Below are 20,435 nucleotides of genomic sequence, written 5' to 3'. Positions count from 1 at the left end.
GGATCTGCAACCGATTGATTTTGTTCACGTTGGTAGATCCTCGGCACAAGGCCGAGGATGACGGTTGCGGGCGGATTTACCGTCTCTTATTAAGCCTCTGGCCTTGCATAAAGGGCTCAGGAATCTAAACCGGACAGTAGTGGCCTTGTGCCGAGGATCCGCCAACATCAATACAATCAATCGTTTGCAGATCATCGGGACAGCCCCGAGGATGACGAAAGTGAACTTGCCATCCTCACGCCCGCAACGCGGCGTTATCCGGATCGAATGGGCTTTCTCCCACCACCTCGGCATCGTAGTGATCTCCGAGGATCTTGATCTTCAGCTTGGTGCCAACCGCAGCGTAGTCCGGTGAAAGCATGGCAAGTGCCAGCGATTTGCCGATGCGCCAGCCGAAGCCGCCGCTGGTGGCGCGGCCGACTACGTCTCCGGCTTCGTTCAGGATTGCTTCCGATCCGCGTGCATCAACCGTCGTATTGCCGCTGACGATGAGCGTGGAGAAAATCCATGGCAGACCCTTCTCCTTGCCAGCCACGAGTGCATCGCGACCGATGAATGGCTTCTCCGGCTTGATGAAACGGTCGAGGCCGGATGAGTAAGCGTTGTATTCCACGGAGAGTTCGCGGCCCATGTTGCGGTAGGATTTTTCCAGTGACATGGACACCATGGCTCGGATACCGAAAGGCTTGATGCCGAATTCGGCACCGGCTTCCATCAGTCGGTCGAAGATGTAGTTCTGCATCTCGATCGGGTGATGCAGTTCCCAGCCCAGTTCACCGACGAAGTTGACGCGGAGCGCATGCGCTGTCGCGACGCCGACAGAAATCTGCTTGGCGGTCAGCCAGGGGAAATCCTTGTTCTCAAGGCTGGTGCGGGTCAGCTTCTTCAACAGATCGCGGGACTTTGGACCGGCCAGAACCAGAACGCCGTATTTCTGCGTGATGGGCTGGAGGATGACGGAGCCATCCGTTGGCGCCAGACGTCGCAGCGTGTCGTGGTCGACGGTCTCAAGGCCACCGGCGGAAACCAGATAGAAGCGGCCCGGCGCCCATTCATAGACGGTGAATTCCGCCTTCACGCCGCCATTCGGCGTCAACAGATGGGTTAGCGCGATGCGACCGCGCTTCTTGGGCAAGGCATTGGCCAGAATGGATTCCAGCCATGCCCGAGCCCCCGGCCCGGAAACCTCCATCTTGGCGAAAGAGGACATATCGAGCACGCCAACATTCTGGTGAACGTTTTTCACCTCGTTGCCGACATGCTCGAAATAGTTCGAGCGGCGGAAGGACCATTTCTCCACGATACGGCCATCATCAAGCGCAGGCGCATAATTATGGTTGGTGATGACATCCGCGCCGACACCGAGCTCTTCTTCTTTCAGCGCATAGCCTTCTGGTGCATACCAGTTGGCGCGCTCCCAGCCGTAAACGGAGCCGAAGACCCCACCGAGCTTCTTCAGCCGATCATAGACCGGCGTCGTCTTCAGCGGACGGGCAGCAGAGCGTTCCTCATCCGGGTAATGCATGGTGAAGACGTTGGCATAGGCTTCCTCGTTCTTGGCAATGAGGTAGCCTTCCGTCGCATAGGGGCCGAAGCGGCGCGGGTCGACGCCGGTGAGGTCGAGCGTCGGCTCGCCATCGACGATCCATTCGGCCAACTGCCAGCCCGCGCCACCGGCAGCAGTGATACCGAAGGAGTGGCCTTCGTTCAGCCAGAAATTCTTCAGGCCCGGGGCCGGTCCAACAATGGGGTTGCCATCCGGCGTATAGGCGATTGCGCCATTATAGACCTTCTTGATGCCCACTTCGCCGAAAGCGGGGACGCGAGTGATGGCCGCTTCGATATGCGGCATGAGGCGGTCCAGCTCTTCCTGGAAAAGCTCGTACTCGCTTTGGTCGGAAGGACCATCGACATAACAGACCGGCGCGCCGACTTCATAAGGCCCGAGGATAAGGCCGCCAGCCTCTTCGCGCATGTACCAGGCACTGTCCGATTCACGCAGAACGCCCATTTCCGGCAGTCCCTGCCTGCGGCGCTCCAGAATATCCGGATGCGGTTCGGTGACGATATATTGATGCTCGACCGGGATGACGGGAATGTTGATACCGACCATTTCCCCGGTTTTGCGCGCAAAATTGCCGGTACAAGAGATGACATGCTCGGCGATGATCTCGCCCTTGTCCGTCGTCACCTTCCAGTGACCGTCCTCAAGCTGCTCGATGGCGGTGACCGTGGTGTTTCTGTAGATCGTTGCGCCCTTGTCGCGCGCGCCCTTGGCAAGCGCCTGCGTCAAATCGGCGGGCTGGATATAGCCATCGTCCGGATGCTGAATTGCCCCCAGCAGGCCGTCCGTCTCGCAAAGCGGCCAGACTTCCTTCACCTGCTCTGGCGTCAGCAGCTTGTAATTCACGCCGATAGTTTCGGCGATGCCGGCATAATACATATATTCGTCCCAGCGATCCTTGGTGCGGGCGAGACGAATGTTGGAAACCTTGGCAAAGCCGACATTCATGCCGGTTTCCTGCTGCAGTTCCTCGTAGAACTTGACCGAATATTTGTGGATCTGGCCAACGGAGTAGCTCATGTTGAACAGCGGCAGAAGGCCCGCCGCATGCCATGTGGAACCGGAGGTCAGCTCCTTGCGCTCGATCAGAACGGAATCGCTCCAGCCTTTCTTGGCCAGATGATAGAGCGTCGAAACGCCGACAACGCCGCCACCGATCACCACCGCCCGCGCATGTGTCTTCATAATCATAGTTCCCCTTGAGGCGTTTTATCCGCGTCGACGCGGCTTTTCGCAAACCAGTATGGGCCAGACTATGCAATGTCGCATCGCCGCTCAAACGCCTGATTACGACATGCAAAAGGCTCGCCGCGACGGCGAGCCTTTTGACGATTTTCAAGCTGCCGAGACGATCAAACCCGGCGCTTGGCAACGGAAGCCTTCGGCTCCTCTTTTTGCTCCTCGGCAGGCTGCTCTTCCTCCTTGTCAGGCTTTGCAACCTCCTGCTTGGCAGCGCTTGCAGCGCCGGTATGCGACACCACCGCCTTTTCGCCCTCCTCTGCCAACAGGGCAGCCAGAACCTGCGGATTGGTCTCCCCTTCCACATGAATATTCAGATTGCGCTGCGGCATGGGAATGCTGATCCCCTCCTCGCGAAAGCGCTTGAGAATTTCCATGCGAAGGCCGTTCTTCACCGTTAGACCGTGGGAGAGATCGGCCAGATGGAAGCGCAGTTCGAAATCGAGCGAGAAATCACCGAAGCGCAGGAATTCCACATGGGGTTCCGGGTTGCGCAGAACAGGCGTCTGCTTCTTCACAAGCTCCAACAGAATATCCATCACCTTCTGCGGATCCGTATCGTAAGCGACCGACACCGGAATTTCGGCACGCTGAATGCGGTTTCTGTGCGTCCAGTTACCCACGGAGGAGTTGATGAACTCCGAGTTGGGAACGATGATCGACTGCCCACGGAAGGTCTCAATCTCCGTCGCGCGGACCGAAAGCCGCTTTACCGTGCCTTCCACGGCGCCTGTCACCACCCAGTCACCAACCTTGAACGGACGCTCCACCAGAAGGATGAGGCCCGAGACGAAGTTGGAAACGATGTTCTGAAGACCGAAACCGATACCGACCGAAAGCGCGGATGCCACGAGGGCAAGGCTGGACAGATCAAGCCCCGCCGACGAGATACCGAAAATGGCAGCAACGACGATGCCGAGATAGCCGATGCCGGTTCCGACCGAGTTTCGCACCCCTGCATCTACCTGGCCGCGCGCCATGACGTTGCGGTCAAGCCACCTCTGGAACCAGCGCGTGACGGCATAGCCGACCACGAAAACCATGATGCCGCTAAAGATGCTGATCAGCGAAATGGACGTGTTGCCAACGGTAAAGCCGGTCAGCAGCCGGTAAGCCCAGCTTTCGATATCGCCCGGCTGGAAGCCCCAGGAGAAGAGAATGAGCGGCACGCCGAAGGCAAGCGCGATACCGTAAATTCCGAGCCCCGCAGCAAGACCGGCCTGATCCAGCGGCACCGGCCCCAGGCCGAAGCGGCGACCGAGATAGCGGCCCACCAGCGTTTCTGCAAACACGCCCTGCTTGGAAATGGCCTTGCCGGAAAGGATGCCAATGTAGATGGTGGCAACCACAGCACCCGTCGCGACGATCTGTGTTGCGAGGAAACGGGCAAAGCCCACATATCCCGTCAAACAGGCGCCGATCAGAAGCAGTCCGCCAACGCGCAGCAGAATGGACAGCCAGCGCGGCATGCGCTTGTGGCCATTATCCACATCCTCTCCCTCGCCTATGACCGGCTTCAGGAACGACAACGCGAACAGAATCACGCCGATGGTGATCGATGCCACGAAGCTCTTTGCCACCGTCAGTATCAGCGGGGAATTGAGCGTCTCGCTTATGGTGCTGAAGAGGTAATCGAGCGCATTTACGATCGCCATGACGAGCATGGCCGAGGAAATGGTGTGAGCGCCACGGTTGGAAACATGCAGCAACCGCCATTCCGGCTGCGTCGGTGCAAATATGGCGTAGGTCAGTCGCGATACGAAATAGACGAAGGCGATGACGGACATGGCCACGAAAAAGATCGGCGCTATATCCGCACGCAGCACCCCGAAATTATCGAGGAAAAACGCCGAAGCCGTCATGAACAGGAAGACGGACATGGACTGCACGGTCGTTGACCAGAACGCGACGGACAGCCTGCGCAGGTAAGAAGGCTCGCCGGAAAAGGCCCGGCGCTCCATTCTGTGCCCCAGCACGCGATAACCACCCACAAGGAACAGCAATGCGGCCAGAACCGAGAGCGAAACCGCACCGAACATCGACAGGCGCTTGTAATTCCAGACGAACAGCGCCCAGCCTGTCAGCGAACTGCTGAGCGCGGAGATTTCACCGACGAATTCCTTGCCCGCTTCGGCCAGAACAGGAAGCGAGATTTCCGTGCGCTTGAACAGGGTCGCGGCAAACAGAGTGCGGCGAATGGAGGTGATGGTGTTGGAAAGCTGGTTGGCGCGCCCGGCAACGGCTTCGGCATCGCCCAGAACGGCATTGATCTGCGATTTTTCGGAATTCAGTCGGGTGCGTTCGTCGGTCACCACGCTTGCTTCGGGTGGCGCACCTTCCTTGGGAGGATCGCCGAGCGAAGTGATGCGACCGTTGATCTCATCGAGACGCCCGCGTAGGCTGCTGACAGTAGAGCTTGCGGTTCCCGCGAGATCATCCGCCCGACCTTTCAGATCGACAAGGCGCGCGTCATCACCCTTCGCATCGTCAACCTGCTGGTTGATTTCGGCAAGTGCTGACTTGGTTTTTTCCAGATCGGCCTTGGCCTGTTCCACCAGCGGCAGGGATGCACTGGTTGCGCCCTGATCCGTCACCTGCGCAAGCGCGAAGGATGAGAGAAGTATCCACAAAACCGGCAACAAGAGCAGCGACGGGAGCCATCTGTTCTGCCTTATCGAAAACGTCATCAACAATGCCCTTCTGCTTCTGCCGAATCATTTGGCCAAAATAATCCGCATGTATGGCGTTTCAAGAACGGCCCGCCGCAATAACCAAGGAACTTCTCTTCCGTTCGATCATTAGAATCACGAAATTTAATCGTGTCGCAAAACTGGAGGGAAGTCATGGAATCTGCTGGTATTGGTTGGATCGCCGCAATCATCATTGGTGGCATAGCCGGTTGGCTCGCTGAACAATTCATGAAGAGCAATATGGGTGTTTTCATGAACATCATTCTCGGGATCGTGGGTGCCATCGTCGCCAACGCCATCCTGGCGGTGTTCGGTATCGTCCTCACGGGCTGGATCGGCTACCTGATTGCCGGTTTCATCGGTGCATGTATCCTGATCGCCATCGGCAGAGCTTTCCGACGCGGATAGGCAAATTTTTTCTGCATGTGGAAAGGCCCGGTTTTCCGGGCCTTTTTCAATATGGCCCCAAATTTCTGTCATAAAAAATCAGAATAATTGGATTTGGCGCTAGACAAGGCAAATGATCCTCTTTATACGGCCTCTCACACCGCCAGACGGCGGGCGGCGGGTGATTAGCTCAGTTGGTAGAGCAGCTGACTCTTAATCAGCGGGTCGTAGGTTCGAGCCCTACATCACCCACCAAATCTCCTCAAAGACTATATATATCAATGAGTTGGCAGCGCCCTTAGGCGCGCGGCGGCTTGTTGGCGTTGCAGGATTACTGCACGCTATCGGACAGTTTGTTAAAAAAACCGATCTTCTTCCCAATTTCCAAAAAGACGTCTTATTCCCCGCCATAATCCGGCAGAATGAGAGTGATTACCAATATAGCTTTGTTGATAGCGGGTGTTGCAGGAAGCGGCGTGGTTTCCTTTTTCCTGACTGCCGTCATGGTCGAGACGGGCACGCTCGGCTCCTGCTTCGAGGGCGGGTGTGGTTACGCCGCCGTGTTCCTTGCCTTCCCCCTTGCCTGGTTCATCCTGTTTGCACTTTATGTCATGGCGCTTTTGATCTGGCGCAGACGCCCGTTCAGGGATCGCGAAAGCGGGGTATAACCACCCCGCGGCGGTTGACACCGCCAGCCATATGGCAGAATCTGCCTGGTGCTGGGGGATTCGTGTCCAAAGATGCCTGATGTCATGCGTGATATCGGGCGTTCGTGGTGTCTGAATTTCACGCGTGTCCTGAAAATGGGGGTCAGGATATCGCGCCAGAATGGAGTGCTGAATGCGCGCTTTGATCAATCCACCGTCGTTGAAAATCGACACAATGGATTACCAGGCCGAATGCCAATTTGCCCTTGAGCCATCTATCAGTGGCCTATTGGAAAAAGCCGAAAGCGCTGGCTGGGACCGTCAGCATGCGGTGCTCGCAATCGTAGCACTCGCAAGTGGGCAAGTCTCCGAAGCCAGTTTCGCAGAGGATCGACCTCTGTCCTGACGCTACTCAATCTGTCATCGAATAAAGGCCCGGCTCTGCCGGGCCTTTTCCTTTTCTCACCACCGATTCTCTCGTCTCTTGACATTTCTCTAAAATTAGAACATATAGAGAACAAATCAGGAGATGCAGCCATGACAGCAGCAGAGAAGGCCATTGAAAATGCGCTGACGCTCGTCGCGCAATCCAGAAGCTTGAGAGAGCGCGCGCAGGAGCGCCGCCGCGAACTCCAGAAGAAAACCGAAGTCATCACGACACGTCCGCTTTATATCCTGAAGAAAAATGGCGGACGGCAGCTTTCGCTGAGACTGGATGCCTAAAGCCTCTCGCGTTTAATTGCCCTCAATTAATCGATGACTTTCATGCGAGATATGGGAGAACGATATTTGCCGGGAGGCGATGAGGGTCGCAAGACCCGCCTCTATCATCCTCGGACTTGTCCCACTTCTGTCCGGTTTAAACTGGGTGGGTAGTTTGGGGCGAGAATAGCTCCCCAGCCGTCACCCCGCACTTGATGCGGGGTCCAGTAGACGCGCGTCTGCGCGTCGAACGAGTCTTCCAGACCAAGGACTTGGTCTGGCTGGATCCCGCATCAAGTGCGGGATGACGGTGCGGGTGGATTGACCGTCTTTTCTCAAGCCTCTGGCTTTGCATAAAGGGCTCAGGAATCCAAACCGGACTGTAGTGGGCCAAGCCCGAAGATGACGGAGAGGGAGTGGAGCCGTTGACATAATCGACTTGGGCAACTGTGCAGCGCTAGTCAACTTGACTGGACTGCAGTCGGTCGCAGAGGCGCCTGTTCTCTGCGACCCGCTTTAGCGCACAATATCTCCGTAGGTGAATTATCGGTGGAGACTCGAACAATATTCAATCACGCCGACTCCCAGCCACCAAAAATCCCGCACGATTGCTTCGCACGGGATTTTCAGTGTAACGAGTGGTGTCGGCCGTTATATTGCTATTACATGCGTTCCATCGCGCTTTGTGGCGATGCCACGACCGCCGCCGTGGCGCCTGGCAGACGATCCGTCTTTTTCAGGATCAGCGTCGGCTTTTGGGCTGGCTCGGTCGGTGGTGTGATGCTGGCTGTCTTGAATTCTCTATCGACTGGGATCGATGCATTGATCCCGGTTTTGTCGCCGCATTCTGCAAGCGCCGCACTGGCGGAAATACCTAAGGCAGCGGCGATAATGAGAACTTCCTTCATGTCATTCTCCCTTCGCTATTTATGGTTTCGAGTATAGTTGTTAATCGATTGCGTGAATAATCACTATTTGGTGCTAACCCGAATGCAGGAAGACTAATTCTTCAGTGTATTGAGCGGGTTGCGGCAGCTTCTTCGAAAGATCATAGCTACATAGGTGCCTCTCAACGGAATGATGATTGGCTTGTATGTAGTTGCAGAAGCCTTATTTGCGGCTTCAATAACTCTCCGGCTATCGGAACTGCTTTGCGACTTCATGTCACTTTCTCCTTCTTGGAAGAAAGAACGGAGAAAATTTACTTTTGTTCCTGTGGAAGGCGCTCGGACGTTAATAAGTGTGGCAAAGCCCGATCAACACTCGTTCACGAAGCCGTCAACGTGTGTCAGAGATCGAGATGACCAGAAGCGATACGGACGGCGTGACCGCCTATCCTGGCGCGGGAAATTTCGCCCTCCTTCACATCCATGTGGAGATGAATATGGGAGGGACGTCCCATCTCTACGCCCTGCTCTACCAATAACGGGTAATGCCCGTCGGCAAGGCCATCAAAGGCTTTAATGGCGCCGGATAAGGCTGCTACAGCAGCACCCGTTGCCGGATCTTCGGCAATGCCCATATCCGGCGAAAACATGCGGGCATGGAACTTCGCGCTGTGGTGCACGCCGCCGCGACAGTACACATAGGCGGAAGCGATACGCCCCTCCACCAAAGGCGCAAATTTCAGCCAAAGATTCGCGTCAAAATCCACCTCCTCCACCGCAGCGCGATTGTGCAGCGGAACAGTGAGGAATGGCACGCCTGCCGACCAGATGGACGGAACGTGATTCTCAAAGCCAAGCGCAGCCTCGCTGACACCCAGCGCATCGGCAAGCTTGCCGTGATCAACCGGAAACTGGACGCGGGCGGATTTGCGCGGCAGGTCGAACTCGGCAAAACTCGGCTCTCCCGCTCGCAGCCGGATGGCGCAGCGAACTGGACCGACCTTCTCTTCCAGAACGGAAACCATGTCCGCATCCCCTGCTCCTGATGCGCGATTTCGCTCCGCAATGGCAATCGCCGCACCAACCGTCGGGTGCCCTGCGAAGGGCAGCTCGGTGGCCGGTGTGAAGATGCGCAGGGCTGCGCCATAAGCTGGATTTGTAGACTTGTTGACGAAAACCGTTTCGGAGAGATTCATCTCCCCGGCAATGGCCTGCATGCTTTCGTCGTCCAGATCATCTGCATCGAACACCACCGCCAACGGATTTCCAGCCAGTTTCTCCCGCGTAAAAACGTCGTAGATACCGTAACTTATGGCCACAATCCGCTCCTTGCGCCGGTTCGATCTATTTGCTGAACCTGCCGCACCTCTAAAATGCGTGCAAGCATTTTTGTTCTCGACGCGCATGAAGCTGTGGAACACTGCTGCGCTGCCCGCCCTGTGACACACTCGCTTCGTTTCTCTCCGGCAAAGAGCTTGTCGCAACACTATTTCTTCATGTACCAAGAACTGATCAAACGGGGTGGCGGCATGTCGCGTTCAGTAAAAAGCATTTCCTTCGTCGCATCCTCCGCAGATCACGCGCAGGCAGCCCGCGAAGAGCTTATCAGCGAATATGGCAACGCATCCTTCGATGAGGCAGACGTCATCGTCGCATTGGGCGGTGATGGCTTCATGCTGCAGGTGCTGAATGAGACGATGAATTCCGGCAAGCGTGTCTATGGCATGAACCGTGGCTCAATCGGTTTCCTGATGAATGATTACCGGGTTTCGGGCCTTCGCGAACGCATTGCCATCGCAACCGGAAACGATTTTCACCCGCTGCGTATGACGACCGTCGACGAGAACGGAAAAGAGTTTTCCGCGCTGGCCATGAATGAGGTCAGCCTGTTTCGCCAATCGCACCAGGCGGCAAAGCTTCGCGTGGATGTGGACGGCAAGACGAGGCTGGATGAGCTGGTCTGCGATGGCATGATGGTGGCGACGCCTGCGGGCTCCACGGCCTACAACTTCTCCGCCCATGGGCCCATCCTCCCGCTCGAATCGCCGCTTCTTGCGCTGACCCCCGTCAGTGCATTTCGACCCAGACGCTGGCGCGGCGCGCTGCTTCCGAATAAGGTGACGGTGGAAATTCACGTCCATGAGAGCGAAAAGCGCCCAGTCAATGCCGTGGCAGACCATACCGAGGTCAAATCCGTTCGCAGCGTGAAAATCGCGCTGTCGCAGGATAGAACCGCAAGAATTCTATCGGACCCTGATCGCTCCTGGTCGGATCGCATTCTTGCAGAGCAATTTACGAATTGATGAAAACAGGACCCATGAAAGCTCTTCTTGCCGCAGCCATCGTCATCGGCAACATCGGTATCGCCCATGCTCAGGCGCCCGATATCGATGCCCTGCCCGTTTCCACCATCTTCGTGGCCAGCAGCGGCATGTGGGAACACGAGGCACCAGCATCCGATAATAATCAGAAAGCGGCAGGCGACCCCACGCGCGGTTACTACAAGGTCGTCGCGATGCGGCAGGCGGATGGAACCGCAAAAATCTACCTTCAGCAGATTGCCTATACTGCCAACGGCCCAAATCTGATCGAGACGCTGGAGCTGGACGAGTTCACCCAGATGAAAGCCTATGTGACGGATGTCCGCCCGGAAAGCTCCGCAGGCGCATCGAGCCAGCCTGGGCTCTTCGTTACTGTGCACCTGAAGACCGACCCGGCACAGAAGGAGCCGGATGCCTGGACGATCCTGATAGACGAGCTTGGCGATATGAAGATCGAGAAAGCTTCAAACTGATCGTGTCCTAAAGCTGAAGCTCTTCCGGCCCGCTCAGGACCGCGCGGAAGTGATGCCGCCATAGTTTTGCGCCCAGCTCTCCCGAGCGATCAAGGCTTGAGCCGACTGTGAGCCATGGAACCAGCGTCGGGTAGAGCCCGGCGTCGAAGAAAGCGAAGCCAGCGGCCAGTACGCATGTATCCGCCTGAATACCGCAAACGAGTACGCGGTCTAGTTTCAGTGACAGCAGATAATCCACTGCTTCTCTTGGCGGTGCATAGCCATATTTGATGAACACGCGATCGGCAGCGATGAGCGACTCGTCGCTCTTCCCCGGATTCCAGCCCAGTTGCAGCTCGAAAGGCGTGATGCTTTCGTCATGGCGCTCCACGCTGGCAATGCTCGGCATTTTTGCCGCCAATTCAGCAATGCCCCTTACAAGGTCAGCGGGCGGATTGAAGCTTGGTTGAACATCTACGATGTAGAGCGCCTGCTTCATTTCAATCTCCTCTCGCATAGACACCAAAAAGCAAAAACCTCCCGTAAGTGTCTCACGGGAGGTTTCATTCTTCAAAGATCACATCGAAGATCAATCGATGTCGGAAACTTCGACATTCGCGCCGCCGCTGATGCGGTGTGCGAGAGCGGCTTCCATGAACTCGTTCAGATCGCCATCGAGAACATTGCTGGGTGCTGTGCTTTCGACGCCCGTCCGCAAATCCTTGACCAGCTGGTAAGGCTGCAGAACGTAGGAACGGATCTGGTGACCCCAGCCGATATCGGTCTTGGAGGCAGCCTGCGCGTTGGCAGCAGCTTCACGCTTCATGAGCTCGGCTTCATACAGACGCGAACGCAGCATTTCCCATGCCTTGGCGCGGTTCTTGTGCTGGGAGCGCTCCTGCTGGCAGGCAACCGCGATACCGGTCGGAATATGCGTGATACGCACAGCCGAGTCGGTGGTGTTGACGTGCTGACCACCGGCGCCCGAAGAGCGGTAGGTATCGATACGGCAATCGCTTTCGTTGATGTCGATCTGGATCGAATCATCCACCACCGGATAAACCCAGATGGAGGAGAAAGACGTGTGGCGACGCGCATTGCTGTCATATGGCGAAATGCGGACCAGACGGTGTACGCCCGATTCCGTCTTCATCCATCCGAAAGCATTATGGCCCTTGACCAGAATGGTCGCGGATTTGATACCGGCTTCTTCGCCTTCGTGAACTTCCAGAACCTCGACCTTGAAGCCCTGACGTTCTGCCCAGCGCGTGTACATGCGCAGCAGAATGTTCGCCCAGTCCTGGCTTTCCGTGCCACCCGCGCCCGAGTGAACTTCCACATAAGTATCGTTGGAATCAGCCTCGCCGGAGAGCATGGCCTCCACCTGACGGCGGTTCGCCTCGCTGCGCAGCGCCTTCAAAGCGTCTTCGGCTTCCTTGACGACGTCGGCATCGCCTTCGGCTTCGCCCATCTCGATCAGCTCGATATTGTCATTGACCTGCTGTTCGAGGGATTTGACGCCGTTGATGGATTCGTCAAGCTGCTGGCGCTCGCGCATCAGCTTCTGTGCTTCGGTAGCATCGTTCCAGAGGTTCGGATCCTCTGCCTTGTTATTCAACCAGTCCAGCCGTCTTATCGCCTGGTCCCAGTCAAAGATGCCTCCTCAGCAGGCTTATGGCCTGCTTGATTTCGTCGACTACATTCACGATTTCATTGCGCATTTCGCAGATTCTTCGCCTTTTTTGAAAACTGGTGGTGTGAATAAATGCGAGGGGCGCGGATGTAAAGACCCGCGCCCCTTGGCTGTCTGTGATTTGAGTTTAGTATAGACCGCCGCCGCCGCCGGTGATGGCCTGTTGCGCCTGTGGCGATTCCCGCAAAATGTCCTCCTGAGACATATTGCCGTCCATGCCGATGACGTTGAACGTCGAGGACGGACCGGTGCCGGGCTTGAACGCCTCCATGATCGTATCCGGTTCGCCTTCCATCGCGGCCATGCCCGTCTTGCGGTTTACGGCCACGAAATTCATGCCGTTCGGGACAATGAACTTGCTCGGCTCAAGGTGCTTTGCCGCCTGCGAGATGAACTCACCGAAGATCGGCGCTGCGAGCGAACCACCAGTGCCGCCGCGACCCAGAGGTGCCGGGCTGTCGAAGCCGATATAAAGGCCAGCGACGAGGTCAGGCGTGTAGCCTACGAACCACGCGTCCTTTTCATCATTGGTCGTGCCGGTCTTGCCCGCAACAGGCAGATTGACCTTGATTTTGCCGGCGGCCGTACCGCGCTGCACGACGCCTTCCATCATGGACGTGACCTGATAGGCGGTCATCGGATCGAGAACCTGCTCACGCTTGTCCACGATGGTCGGCTCATCCTGGTTTTGCCAGACCGTGGCGTTGCAGCCATCGCACTCGCGCTCTTCGTGACGGAAAAGGGTCTTGCCGTAACGGTCCTGAATGCGGTCGATCACGGTTGGCTTGATCTGCTTGCCGCCATTGGCAATGACCGAATAGGCCGAAACCATGCGCATGACAGTCGTTTCACCGGAGCCGAGCGACATTGCAAGCAGCGGCGGCATCTTGTCATAAACGCCGAAGCGTTCCGCATATTCCGCGACAAGGTTCATGCCCATATCCTGCGCCAGACGCACGGTCATGAGGTTACGGGATTTTTCGATACCGAGGCGAAGCGTGGATGGACCAGCCACCTCCCCGCCGTAGTTCTGCGGCTTCCACACCTGGCCACCGGAAACGACTTCCAGCGGCGCATCCATGACCACGGATGCAGGCGTATAGCCGTTGTCCATTGCAGCCGCATAGATGAACGGCTTGAACGAGGAGCCCGGCTGGCGCATGGCCTGCGTGGCGCGGTTGAATTCCGACTGGCCATAGGAGAAGCCGCCGACCATGGCGAGAACGCGGCCCGTATGCGGGTCCATCACCACCATACCGCCCTGCACCTTCGGGGGCTGACGGAGGCGATAATCTTCGCCTTGGCTGGAAAGCGGCTCGACATAAACGACGTCGCCAGTCTTCAGAACGCCAGCGGGGGATTTCGCCGTGCTGCGCTGGCCCTTGGCATCGCGGTAAGCCCACTTCATGTTTTCCGGCTTAATGCGGCCATGGTTGCGCTGATCCGGGTTTTCGCTGTCGGCATCCGGGCGCAGACCGATATCTACGCCATCGGCGCCTGCTGCGAGCACAACGGCGAGCTTCCATTCCGGCACGTCGCGAAGCGGTCTGATCTTGCCCAGCGCGGCACTCCAGTCACCACTGGCATCGATCTGGTCGACAGGGCCGTGGAAACCACGACGCTCATCGTAATCCAGCAGACCGTCCTGCAAGGCCTTGCGGGCCTCCATCTGAATTTCGGGATCGAACGATGTGCGGACGGAAAGGCCACCTTCCAGAAGCGCCTTTTCACCGAACTTATCGACGATCTGGCGGCGAACTTCCTCGGCAAAGTAATCCGAGGCAGCAAGCTGCGGTCCACCACGGCGAATGTTCACGCCAAGCGGTTGCTTCTTCGCATCGGCAGCATCAGCCATCGTGATGTAGCCGTTCTCGGCCATGCGGTCGATAACCCAGTCGCGGCGCTCGAGAGCGGCCTTTTCACGGCGGAACGGATGGTAGTTGGCAGGGCCCTTCGGCAGCGATGCGAGGTAAGCCGTCTCGGCGATCGTCAGCTCGGTGACCGACTTGTTGAAATAGGTGAGTGCCGCGCCCGCAATACCGTAGGCATTCATCCCGAAGAAAATCTCGTTCAGATAAAGTTCGAGGATTTTATCCTTGGAATAGGTCTGCTCGATGCGGAAGGAGAGAATCGCTTCCTTGATCTTGCGGTCGATGGTCTGGTCGTTGGTGAGCAGGAAGTTCTTGGCAACCTGCTGCGTGATCGTGGAGGCGCCCACGGGACGGCGACCCGAGCCGAGGTTCTGCACATTGACGAGGATAGCGCGACCTAGACCCCACACGTCGATGCCGGGGTGGTTATAGAAATTCTTGTCTTCAGCCGAAAGGAATGCAGCCTTTACCCGGTCTGGAATGGCCTGAATGGGCAGGAAAAGCCGCTTTTCATGGGCATATTCCGCCATCAGCGCGCCGTTGCCAGCGTGAACGCGGGTCGTAACCGGCGGCTCGTAGCTGCTCAGCACTGCGTAATCGGGAAGGTCCTTCGAAACGGATACCAAATAGATGGCACCGGCAGCAGCAACCACAAGGAAGAGCATGCTCGCCAAGCCGAAGAAATATCCAATCAGTCTGATCATATTAGGCTACCGATACTTCGAATCGTAACTTCGCGCTCGCAGTTCAAGAGCGCATTTTTACATGTAGCGTGCGTTTTGCACACCGCTTACCCAATGACAAGCCGCCGATAAAAGCATTCCCGCATATGTTACCGAGAGATAATCGCTTCCACAAACGGAAACGAGGCCGTCTTGTCGCCGAATCCAGTCTTCGAGTAACGCGGGGAATGTGAGTAAAATAGGGCTCACCAAGACAATTGCCGTGATGAGGCGCCAACTTCCACACGCTTTTCGCCCAACGTCGCAAAAGCGACACAGGTGTCTCGTGCGGTTTCGTCTAATCAGCCGCCATTGGCCAGCGCTTGCGCGCGATATTTGGTGACGGCATTGGCCAGTCGCTCCGCCACCTTTCCGCGCCATTCCTCATCCAGCAGCAGCTTTTCATCATCCGGGTTGGACAGGAAACCGAGCTCGAGCAGCACCGATGGGACATCATGCGCGCGCAGCACCTGAAAACCGGCATAGCGATGCGGATTATTGATGAGCCCGACCTGCCCCTCGAAGGACGAGACGATATTCTCGGCAAGCGTCACAGAGAAAGCCTGGGTCTCGCGGCGGGTCAGATCGAGAAGAATATCAGCGACTTCCGGCTGCGCGTTGGCCACCTTCACACCGGCAATCTGGTCTGAAAGATTTTCGCGCTCGGCAAGATCCTGCGCCATACGGTCGGATGCGCGGTCAGAAATGGTGTAAACCGTCGCGCCACGAATGCCCTTCTGCTTCAGCGTGTCCGCATGAACGGAAATGAAGAGATTGGCGCTATGCTGGCGCGCAATCGTAACGCGCTCGGAAAGCGCCAGAAACGTATCGTCATCCCGCGTCAGAAACGCCTTTATCCCCGGCAACTGGTTCAGCCGCTCGGTTAGCTGCTTGGCAAAGGCAAGAGTGATGACCTTTTCATCCGTTCCGCTGACGCCGCCCTTGGCACCGGCATCAATGCCTCCGTGTCCGGCATCAACAGCAATCACGAAATCCGACTGGCGCGGAGACTTTTCGATGATGTCCGGCGTGACGGACGCCGTGGTCGCGGGTGCAAGCGCCTGCCAGTTCTGATTCTTCAAGAGATCGGCAAATTTCTGTTTCGTGGCGATTTCCGTATCCAGCACGAAGCGGAACATCTTGCCGCCATCCTCGGACTTGGCCTCGGCAATGGCAACCTGAACCGGCTTCTTTGCCGTCAGCACGAGCCGGGCACTGCCCTCCCCCATGCTGCCGAAGCGGATATCGCTGAAAAGGCCGGTCGGCGCGAGATCCTTTGCCGGGAAGGCAAAGCTGACCGCAGGCATATCGACCACGATGCGTGTCGGCGAATCGAGATAATGAACTTCGAATTCCGGTTCGGCATTGAAATCCAGTACGATGCGGGTGCGTGCCTCATCGCCGATGATGCGCGCCGCATTTGCCACGAGTTCCTCACCCGCCTGCGCGACATTCGCCAAAGCAAGCGAAGCGATTGCGGCCATGCCTGCGACACGCGCGGCAGCGCTGATTCGCCTCAACCAGCCCGCGCTTTTCAATGTTTTTGCAGCTAGCATCCGAATTTTCATGGTCGCCGATATCATTTTTAATTTCAGTCATTTCAGCATAAAAGCTGAGCCAGCTAAGCCCAAATCACTGCTGCGCCCCCGATGAAGATGGCCTTATTCGCGTTTGGCCGCAACATTCGCAGCCCTTGATGAAGCAATTCTTAACTGCGAAATTCCATCAATGACATGACATATTTAGCCTGCCTATTGCCATTATGACAGATAAAACATACAACACGATTGAGGGTTAAAAATGTTGACGGGATAGATGCCCGCCGGCTGCCAATCGAGAATGACTCTGGCGCTGTTAAACGGGCAATCATCTGCCGTCGCCGCATTTTTATCCTGAAACTGGATCAATCCGGCCGTGGCCGGAAACATACCCGGTGGCATGCCACCGACCGCTCTGAGGAGAGCAATTTCATCGGACCTTTAACGGGTCTATTTATTAAAGTCGTTCCGCTTGGCCAATGATGTCGTTGCAGCAGTTTTCACATGAACCGGATACAGGGAGCAGGCAAGTTGCCATGCCAGCTGTCCGGATGCTGCCAGTTTACATGCGCCGGGCTGGAAACTTCATTTCCGGCACACCCTTGGAAAGAGATGAAAGGCCTGTCCCTGTGGCAGGCCTATTCTCATATAAGACAGGGCTGGGCCGAGGAGCACAGCTTACATGGCAGACAAAATGCTTATCGACGCCTCCCACGAAGAGGAGACGCGCGTTGTAGTCGTTCGCGGAAATCGGATCGAAGAATTCGATTTCGAATCGGAACACAAGAAGCAGATACGCGGCAATATCTACCTTGCCAAAGTTACCCGCGTTGAACCCTCGCTTCAGGCTGCTTTCGTAGACTACGGCGGAAACCGCCACGGATTTCTGGCTTTCGCCGAAATCCATCCGGATTATTACCAGATCCCGCTTGCCGACCGGCAGGCACTTCTGAAGGCGGAAGCCGAAGAGCACCGTCGCGGTGATGACTTCGAGCCCGCCGATGCGCCGCATGAACCCGCTATCGATCTCTCGCAGGTCGATCAGCCGGATATCGGCATCGTTCCCGCTTCCGAGCCAAAGGCTGAAGAAACGGCGTCTACCGAGGTCGTCGCAGCTTCCGAGGAAGCCGAGACAGTGGCTGTCGAGGCCGTTGCCGACGAGCAGCCTGCGGAAGAAGAAAAGCCGAAAAAGCGCACCCGCCGCCCCCGCGCCAAGAAGAAGGTTGAAGCGGACGAGGCCTCCGCAGAAGCCGCAGCCGAAGATGCTTCCGACGAGGATGGCAGCAAGGGCGGCGAAATGGCTGCCATGGTCGATACCGATACGATTTCCGAAGAAGTCGAAGGTCTGGGCCGCAATAATGACGATGATGACGACGATGATGATGACGATCATCACGAGAAGGAAGTCATCGAATCCGTTGGCGCGGAAGATGCGATGGAAGAAGTTCCAGACCGCATTTCTCGCAAGCCACGCAAGCAGTATCGTATTCAGGAAGTCATCAAGCGCCGCCAGATTCTTCTGGTTCAGGTTGCCAAGGAAGAGCGCGGCAACAAGGGCGCAGCACTGACGACCTATCTGTCCCTCGCTGGCCGCTACTCCGTTCTCATGCCGAACACGGCGCGTGGCGGTGGCATTTCCCGCAAGATCACCCAGCCCGCCGACCGCAAGCGCCTGAAGGAGATCGCCCGCGATCTCGAAGTGCCGAACGGCATGGGCGTCATTTTGCGCACGGCCGGTGCAAACCGCACCCGCGTCGAAATCAAGCGCGACTTCGAATATCTGATGCGCCTGTGGGAAAATGTCCGCACGCTAACGCTGAATTCTACGGCCCCTTGCCTCGTTTACGAGGAAGGCTCGCTGATCAAGCGCTCGATCCGCGATCTCTACAATAAGGACATCAGCGAAATCATCGTGTCTGGCGAGGAAGGCTATCGTGAAGCGAAAGACTTCATGAAGATGCTGATGCCGAGCCACGCCAAGGTGGTTCAGCCTTACCGCGACATTCATCCGATCTTCTCGCGCTCCGGCATCGAAGCGCAGCTGGACCGCATGCTTCAGCCGCAGGTGACCCTGAAGTCCGGTGGTTATCTCATCATCAACCAGACGGAAGCTCTCGTTTCCATCGACGTCAACTCAGGTCGCTCGACGCGCGAACACTCCATCGAGGAAACCGCGCTCGCAACGAACCTCGAGGCGGCGGAAGAAGTTGCCCGCCAGCTTCGCCTGCGCGATCTGGCCGGTCTGGTCGTCATCGACTTCATCGACATGGAAGAAAAGCGCAATAACCGCTCCGTCGAGAAGAAGCTGAAGGATTGCCTGAAGAACGACCGTGCCCGCATTCAGGTTGGCCGCATCTCACATTTCGGCCTGCTGGAGATGTCGCGTCAGCGTATTCGCGCTTCGGTTCTGGAATCCACGACGCAAATCTGCTCGCATTGCGGCGGCACGGGCCATGTTCGCTCCGAATCCTCCATCGCCCTGCATGTTCTGCGCGGCGTGGAAGAATATCTGCTGCGCAACACCACGCATAATATCACGGTGCGCACGACACCTGAAACGGCGCTCTACCTGCTCAACCACAAGCGCGGCACGATTGTCGATTATGAAGGCCGCTTCGGCGTCGCCATCATCATCGCTGCCGATGCAAGCGTAGGCGCGCAGCACTTCGCCATCGACCGCGGTGAAGCCGTTGAAAACCCCGTAAGGATCGAAAGCCTTCTTCAGGCCCTTCCCGATTTCGAGGAAGAAGAGGACGATATCGTCATCGAGGCCGATGAGGAGGAGGACGAGGAAGAACTGGTTAAGGCTCAGTCCAGCGAGCCGCGCCAGCAGCAGGGCGAAAATGGCGAAGACGGCAAGCGCAAGCGCAAGCGTCGCCGCCGCCGTCGCGGCAAGGGCAACGGCCAGAACGGTGACGCTCAGGCGGATGCCAATGACGAAGACAGCGCCGAAGGCTCTGACGAAGACGGCGACGACAGCAGCGATGAGCAGGCTGAAGGCGCGGAAGTTCGCGCCGAGGGTGAAAACGGCGCTCAGGACGAAGGCAAGCGCAAGCGCCGCCGTCGTGGCAAGCGCGGTGGTCGCCGCAATCGCGACGAAAACGGCGAAACGCTGGAAGGCGAAAACGGCGATGCTGACGAAGGCATCGAAGACGGCGAAGCTGCTGCTGCAGTAGAAGGCGTCGAACCGGTAGCTGCCGTTGAGGCGGTTGAGGCCGAAGCGGCAACGCCGACTGTCGAAGAAACCGAAAAGCCGAAGAAGCCGCGCCGCACCCGCAAGGCGAAGGAAAAGGTAGAAACAGCAACCGAAGCAACGGCGGAAGTCGAAGCACCGACAGCTGAACCCGTACCCGCACCTCAGGAAGCTCCGGTCGCAGAAGCACTTGCGGCAGCAGCTCCTGCCGAGCAGGCCGCTGAAGCCCCAGCCGAAGCCGCAACGGATACAGCAGAAGACGCCACAAAGCCCGCTCGCGCCAACCGCGGCGAAAACGTCTCCTCCTCCGAACCCGTCGTTACCTCCTCCGGCGCAGGCGATACCCCGGAAGGCGAAGAACCAAAACCCCGCAAGGGTGGCTGGTGGCAGCGCAAGGGCTTTTTCTAAGCCGCGTTTGTCGACGTAGAATCAAAAGCCCCGAGGTTGGAAACAACCTCGGGGTTTTTCTTTTTCATTCGAAGTTTCTCTGCATAATACGAGCGATTACAACGCGCGTGCGGAATGAGGC

General features: G+C 57.2%; 15 protein-coding genes and 1 tRNA gene. 8 read left to right on the top strand and 8 right to left on the bottom strand.

Annotated features, from left to right (window positions below; translation table 11 throughout):
- Positions 1-235: 235 nt before the first annotated feature.
- Positions 236-2,749: a GcvT family protein gene (locus CFBP5473_RS07370; protein ID WP_027673313.1), complete on the bottom strand. Its 2,514-nt coding sequence runs from the start codon at positions 2,747-2,749 to the stop codon at positions 236-238.
- Between the two features lie 167 nt (positions 2,750-2,916).
- Complete coding sequence (locus CFBP5473_RS07365; protein WP_051441109.1) at positions 2,917-5,490, bottom strand: mechanosensitive ion channel family protein; 2,574 nt, start codon at positions 5,488-5,490, stop codon at positions 2,917-2,919.
- A gap of 156 nt (positions 5,491-5,646) precedes the next feature.
- Between CFBP5473_RS07365 and CFBP5473_RS07360 the strand changes: the two genes are divergently transcribed.
- The 5 genes from CFBP5473_RS07360 (at position 5,647) to CFBP5473_RS07340 (ending at position 7,250) form a co-directional block, all read left to right on the top strand.
- Positions 5,647-5,901 carry a GlsB/YeaQ/YmgE family stress response membrane protein gene (locus CFBP5473_RS07360; protein ID WP_027673314.1) on the top strand — a complete coding sequence of 85 codons (255 nt, stop codon included), beginning with the start codon at positions 5,647-5,649 and terminating at the stop codon, positions 5,899-5,901.
- A 158-nt stretch (positions 5,902-6,059) separates the two neighbouring features.
- Positions 6,060-6,135, top strand: a tRNA-Lys gene (locus CFBP5473_RS07355).
- A gap of 221 nt (positions 6,136-6,356) precedes the next feature.
- Complete coding sequence (locus CFBP5473_RS07350; protein ID WP_234881736.1) at positions 6,357-6,548, top strand: hypothetical protein; 192 nt, start codon at positions 6,357-6,359, stop codon at positions 6,546-6,548.
- Between the two features lie 172 nt (positions 6,549-6,720).
- Entirely contained in the window at positions 6,721-6,933 is a 213-nt protein-coding gene (locus CFBP5473_RS07345) for a hypothetical protein (protein WP_027673316.1), read from the top strand.
- Positions 6,934-7,064: 131 nt separating this feature from the next.
- Complete coding sequence (locus CFBP5473_RS07340) at positions 7,065-7,250, top strand: hypothetical protein (RefSeq protein ID WP_027673317.1); 186 nt, start codon at positions 7,065-7,067, stop codon at positions 7,248-7,250.
- Between the two features lie 641 nt (positions 7,251-7,891).
- On the opposite strand, the gene CFBP5473_RS07335 is transcribed toward CFBP5473_RS07340, so the two are convergent.
- Both CFBP5473_RS07335 and CFBP5473_RS07330 read right to left on the bottom strand, forming a co-directional pair.
- The gene (locus tag CFBP5473_RS07335) at positions 7,892-8,137 is read right to left on the bottom strand and encodes a hypothetical protein (RefSeq protein ID WP_027673318.1); all 246 of its coding nucleotides are present in this window, start codon (positions 8,135-8,137) and stop codon (positions 7,892-7,894) included.
- A gap of 380 nt (positions 8,138-8,517) precedes the next feature.
- Complete coding sequence (locus tag CFBP5473_RS07330) at positions 8,518-9,435, bottom strand: PhzF family phenazine biosynthesis protein (RefSeq protein WP_027673319.1); 918 nt, start codon at positions 9,433-9,435, stop codon at positions 8,518-8,520.
- 210 nt (positions 9,436-9,645) lie between these two features.
- Between CFBP5473_RS07330 and CFBP5473_RS07325 the strand changes: the two genes are divergently transcribed.
- Together CFBP5473_RS07325 and CFBP5473_RS07320 are read left to right on the top strand one after the other, a co-directional pair.
- Positions 9,646-10,419, top strand: a complete 774-nt coding sequence (locus tag CFBP5473_RS07325; RefSeq protein ID WP_027673320.1) for an NAD kinase — start codon at positions 9,646-9,648, stop codon at positions 10,417-10,419.
- 14 nt (positions 10,420-10,433) lie between these two features.
- A complete protein-coding gene (locus tag CFBP5473_RS07320) occupies positions 10,434-10,910 on the top strand; it encodes a hypothetical protein (RefSeq protein WP_051441110.1) in 477 nt (158 codons plus the stop codon).
- Between the two features lie 7 nt (positions 10,911-10,917).
- On the opposite strand, the gene CFBP5473_RS07315 is transcribed toward CFBP5473_RS07320, so the two are convergent.
- From CFBP5473_RS07315 to CFBP5473_RS07300, 4 genes are all read right to left on the bottom strand, one after another.
- Positions 10,918-11,388 carry a cysteine hydrolase family protein gene (locus CFBP5473_RS07315; RefSeq protein WP_027673322.1) on the bottom strand — a complete coding sequence of 157 codons (471 nt, stop codon included), beginning with the start codon at positions 11,386-11,388 and terminating at the stop codon, positions 10,918-10,920.
- 90 nt (positions 11,389-11,478) lie between these two features.
- Positions 11,479-12,610 (bottom strand): peptide chain release factor 2 gene (gene prfB, locus CFBP5473_RS07310; protein WP_169696879.1). Its coding sequence is split into 2 segments (ribosomal slippage): positions 11,479-12,540 and positions 12,542-12,610, totalling 1,131 coding nucleotides; the frame shifts between segments, so codons are not numbered across the junction.
- Positions 12,611-12,709: 99 nt separating this feature from the next.
- Entirely contained in the window at positions 12,710-15,157 is a 2,448-nt protein-coding gene (locus tag CFBP5473_RS07305; RefSeq protein ID WP_027673324.1) for a penicillin-binding protein 1A, read from the bottom strand.
- Between the two features lie 320 nt (positions 15,158-15,477).
- Entirely contained in the window at positions 15,478-16,731 is a 1,254-nt protein-coding gene (locus CFBP5473_RS07300; RefSeq protein WP_027673325.1) for an N-acetylmuramoyl-L-alanine amidase, read from the bottom strand.
- Between the two features lie 664 nt (positions 16,732-17,395).
- On the opposite strand from CFBP5473_RS07300, the gene CFBP5473_RS07295 reads away from it, so the two are divergent.
- Positions 17,396-20,314, top strand: coding sequence for an Rne/Rng family ribonuclease (locus CFBP5473_RS07295; RefSeq protein ID WP_027673326.1), 2,919 nt, complete (start codon positions 17,396-17,398; stop codon positions 20,312-20,314).
- The last annotated feature ends 121 nt before the right edge of the window (positions 20,315-20,435 follow it).

It is taken from the genome of Agrobacterium larrymoorei (genome assembly GCF_005145045.1).
GTDB lineage: Bacteria > Pseudomonadota > Alphaproteobacteria > Rhizobiales > Rhizobiaceae > Agrobacterium > Agrobacterium larrymoorei.
This window is presented reverse-complemented; position numbering and strand designations above follow the sequence as displayed.

What these genes read in the sequence shown, in the direction of transcription:
- CFBP5473_RS07315 (WP_027673322.1), bottom strand. Translation starts at nt 11,388, where the DNA reads ATGAAGCAGGCGCTCTACATCGTAGATGTTCAACCAAGCTTCAATCCG.
- CFBP5473_RS07360 (WP_027673314.1), top strand. Translation starts at nt 5,647, where the DNA reads ATGGAATCTGCTGGTATTGGTTGGATCGCCGCAATCATCATTGGTGGC.
- CFBP5473_RS07370 (WP_027673313.1), bottom strand. Translation starts at nt 2,749, where the DNA reads ATGAAGACACATGCGCGGGCGGTGGTGATCGGTGGCGGCGTTGTCGGC.
- CFBP5473_RS07305 (WP_027673324.1), bottom strand. Translation starts at nt 15,157, where the DNA reads ATGATCAGACTGATTGGATATTTCTTCGGCTTGGCGAGCATGCTCTTC.
- CFBP5473_RS07340 (WP_027673317.1), top strand. Translation starts at nt 7,065, where the DNA reads ATGACAGCAGCAGAGAAGGCCATTGAAAATGCGCTGACGCTCGTCGCG.
- CFBP5473_RS07295 (WP_027673326.1), top strand. Translation starts at nt 17,396, where the DNA reads ATGGCAGACAAAATGCTTATCGACGCCTCCCACGAAGAGGAGACGCGC.
- CFBP5473_RS07365 (WP_051441109.1), bottom strand. Translation starts at nt 5,490, where the DNA reads ATGACGTTTTCGATAAGGCAGAACAGATGGCTCCCGTCGCTGCTCTTG.
- CFBP5473_RS07325 (WP_027673320.1), top strand. Translation starts at nt 9,646, where the DNA reads ATGTCGCGTTCAGTAAAAAGCATTTCCTTCGTCGCATCCTCCGCAGAT.
- CFBP5473_RS07320 (WP_051441110.1), top strand. Translation starts at nt 10,434, where the DNA reads ATGAAAGCTCTTCTTGCCGCAGCCATCGTCATCGGCAACATCGGTATC.
- CFBP5473_RS07345 (WP_027673316.1), top strand. Translation starts at nt 6,721, where the DNA reads ATGCGCGCTTTGATCAATCCACCGTCGTTGAAAATCGACACAATGGAT.
- CFBP5473_RS07300 (WP_027673325.1), bottom strand. Translation starts at nt 16,731, where the DNA reads ATGCTAGCTGCAAAAACATTGAAAAGCGCGGGCTGGTTGAGGCGAATC.
- CFBP5473_RS07335 (WP_027673318.1), bottom strand. Translation starts at nt 8,137, where the DNA reads ATGAAGGAAGTTCTCATTATCGCCGCTGCCTTAGGTATTTCCGCCAGT.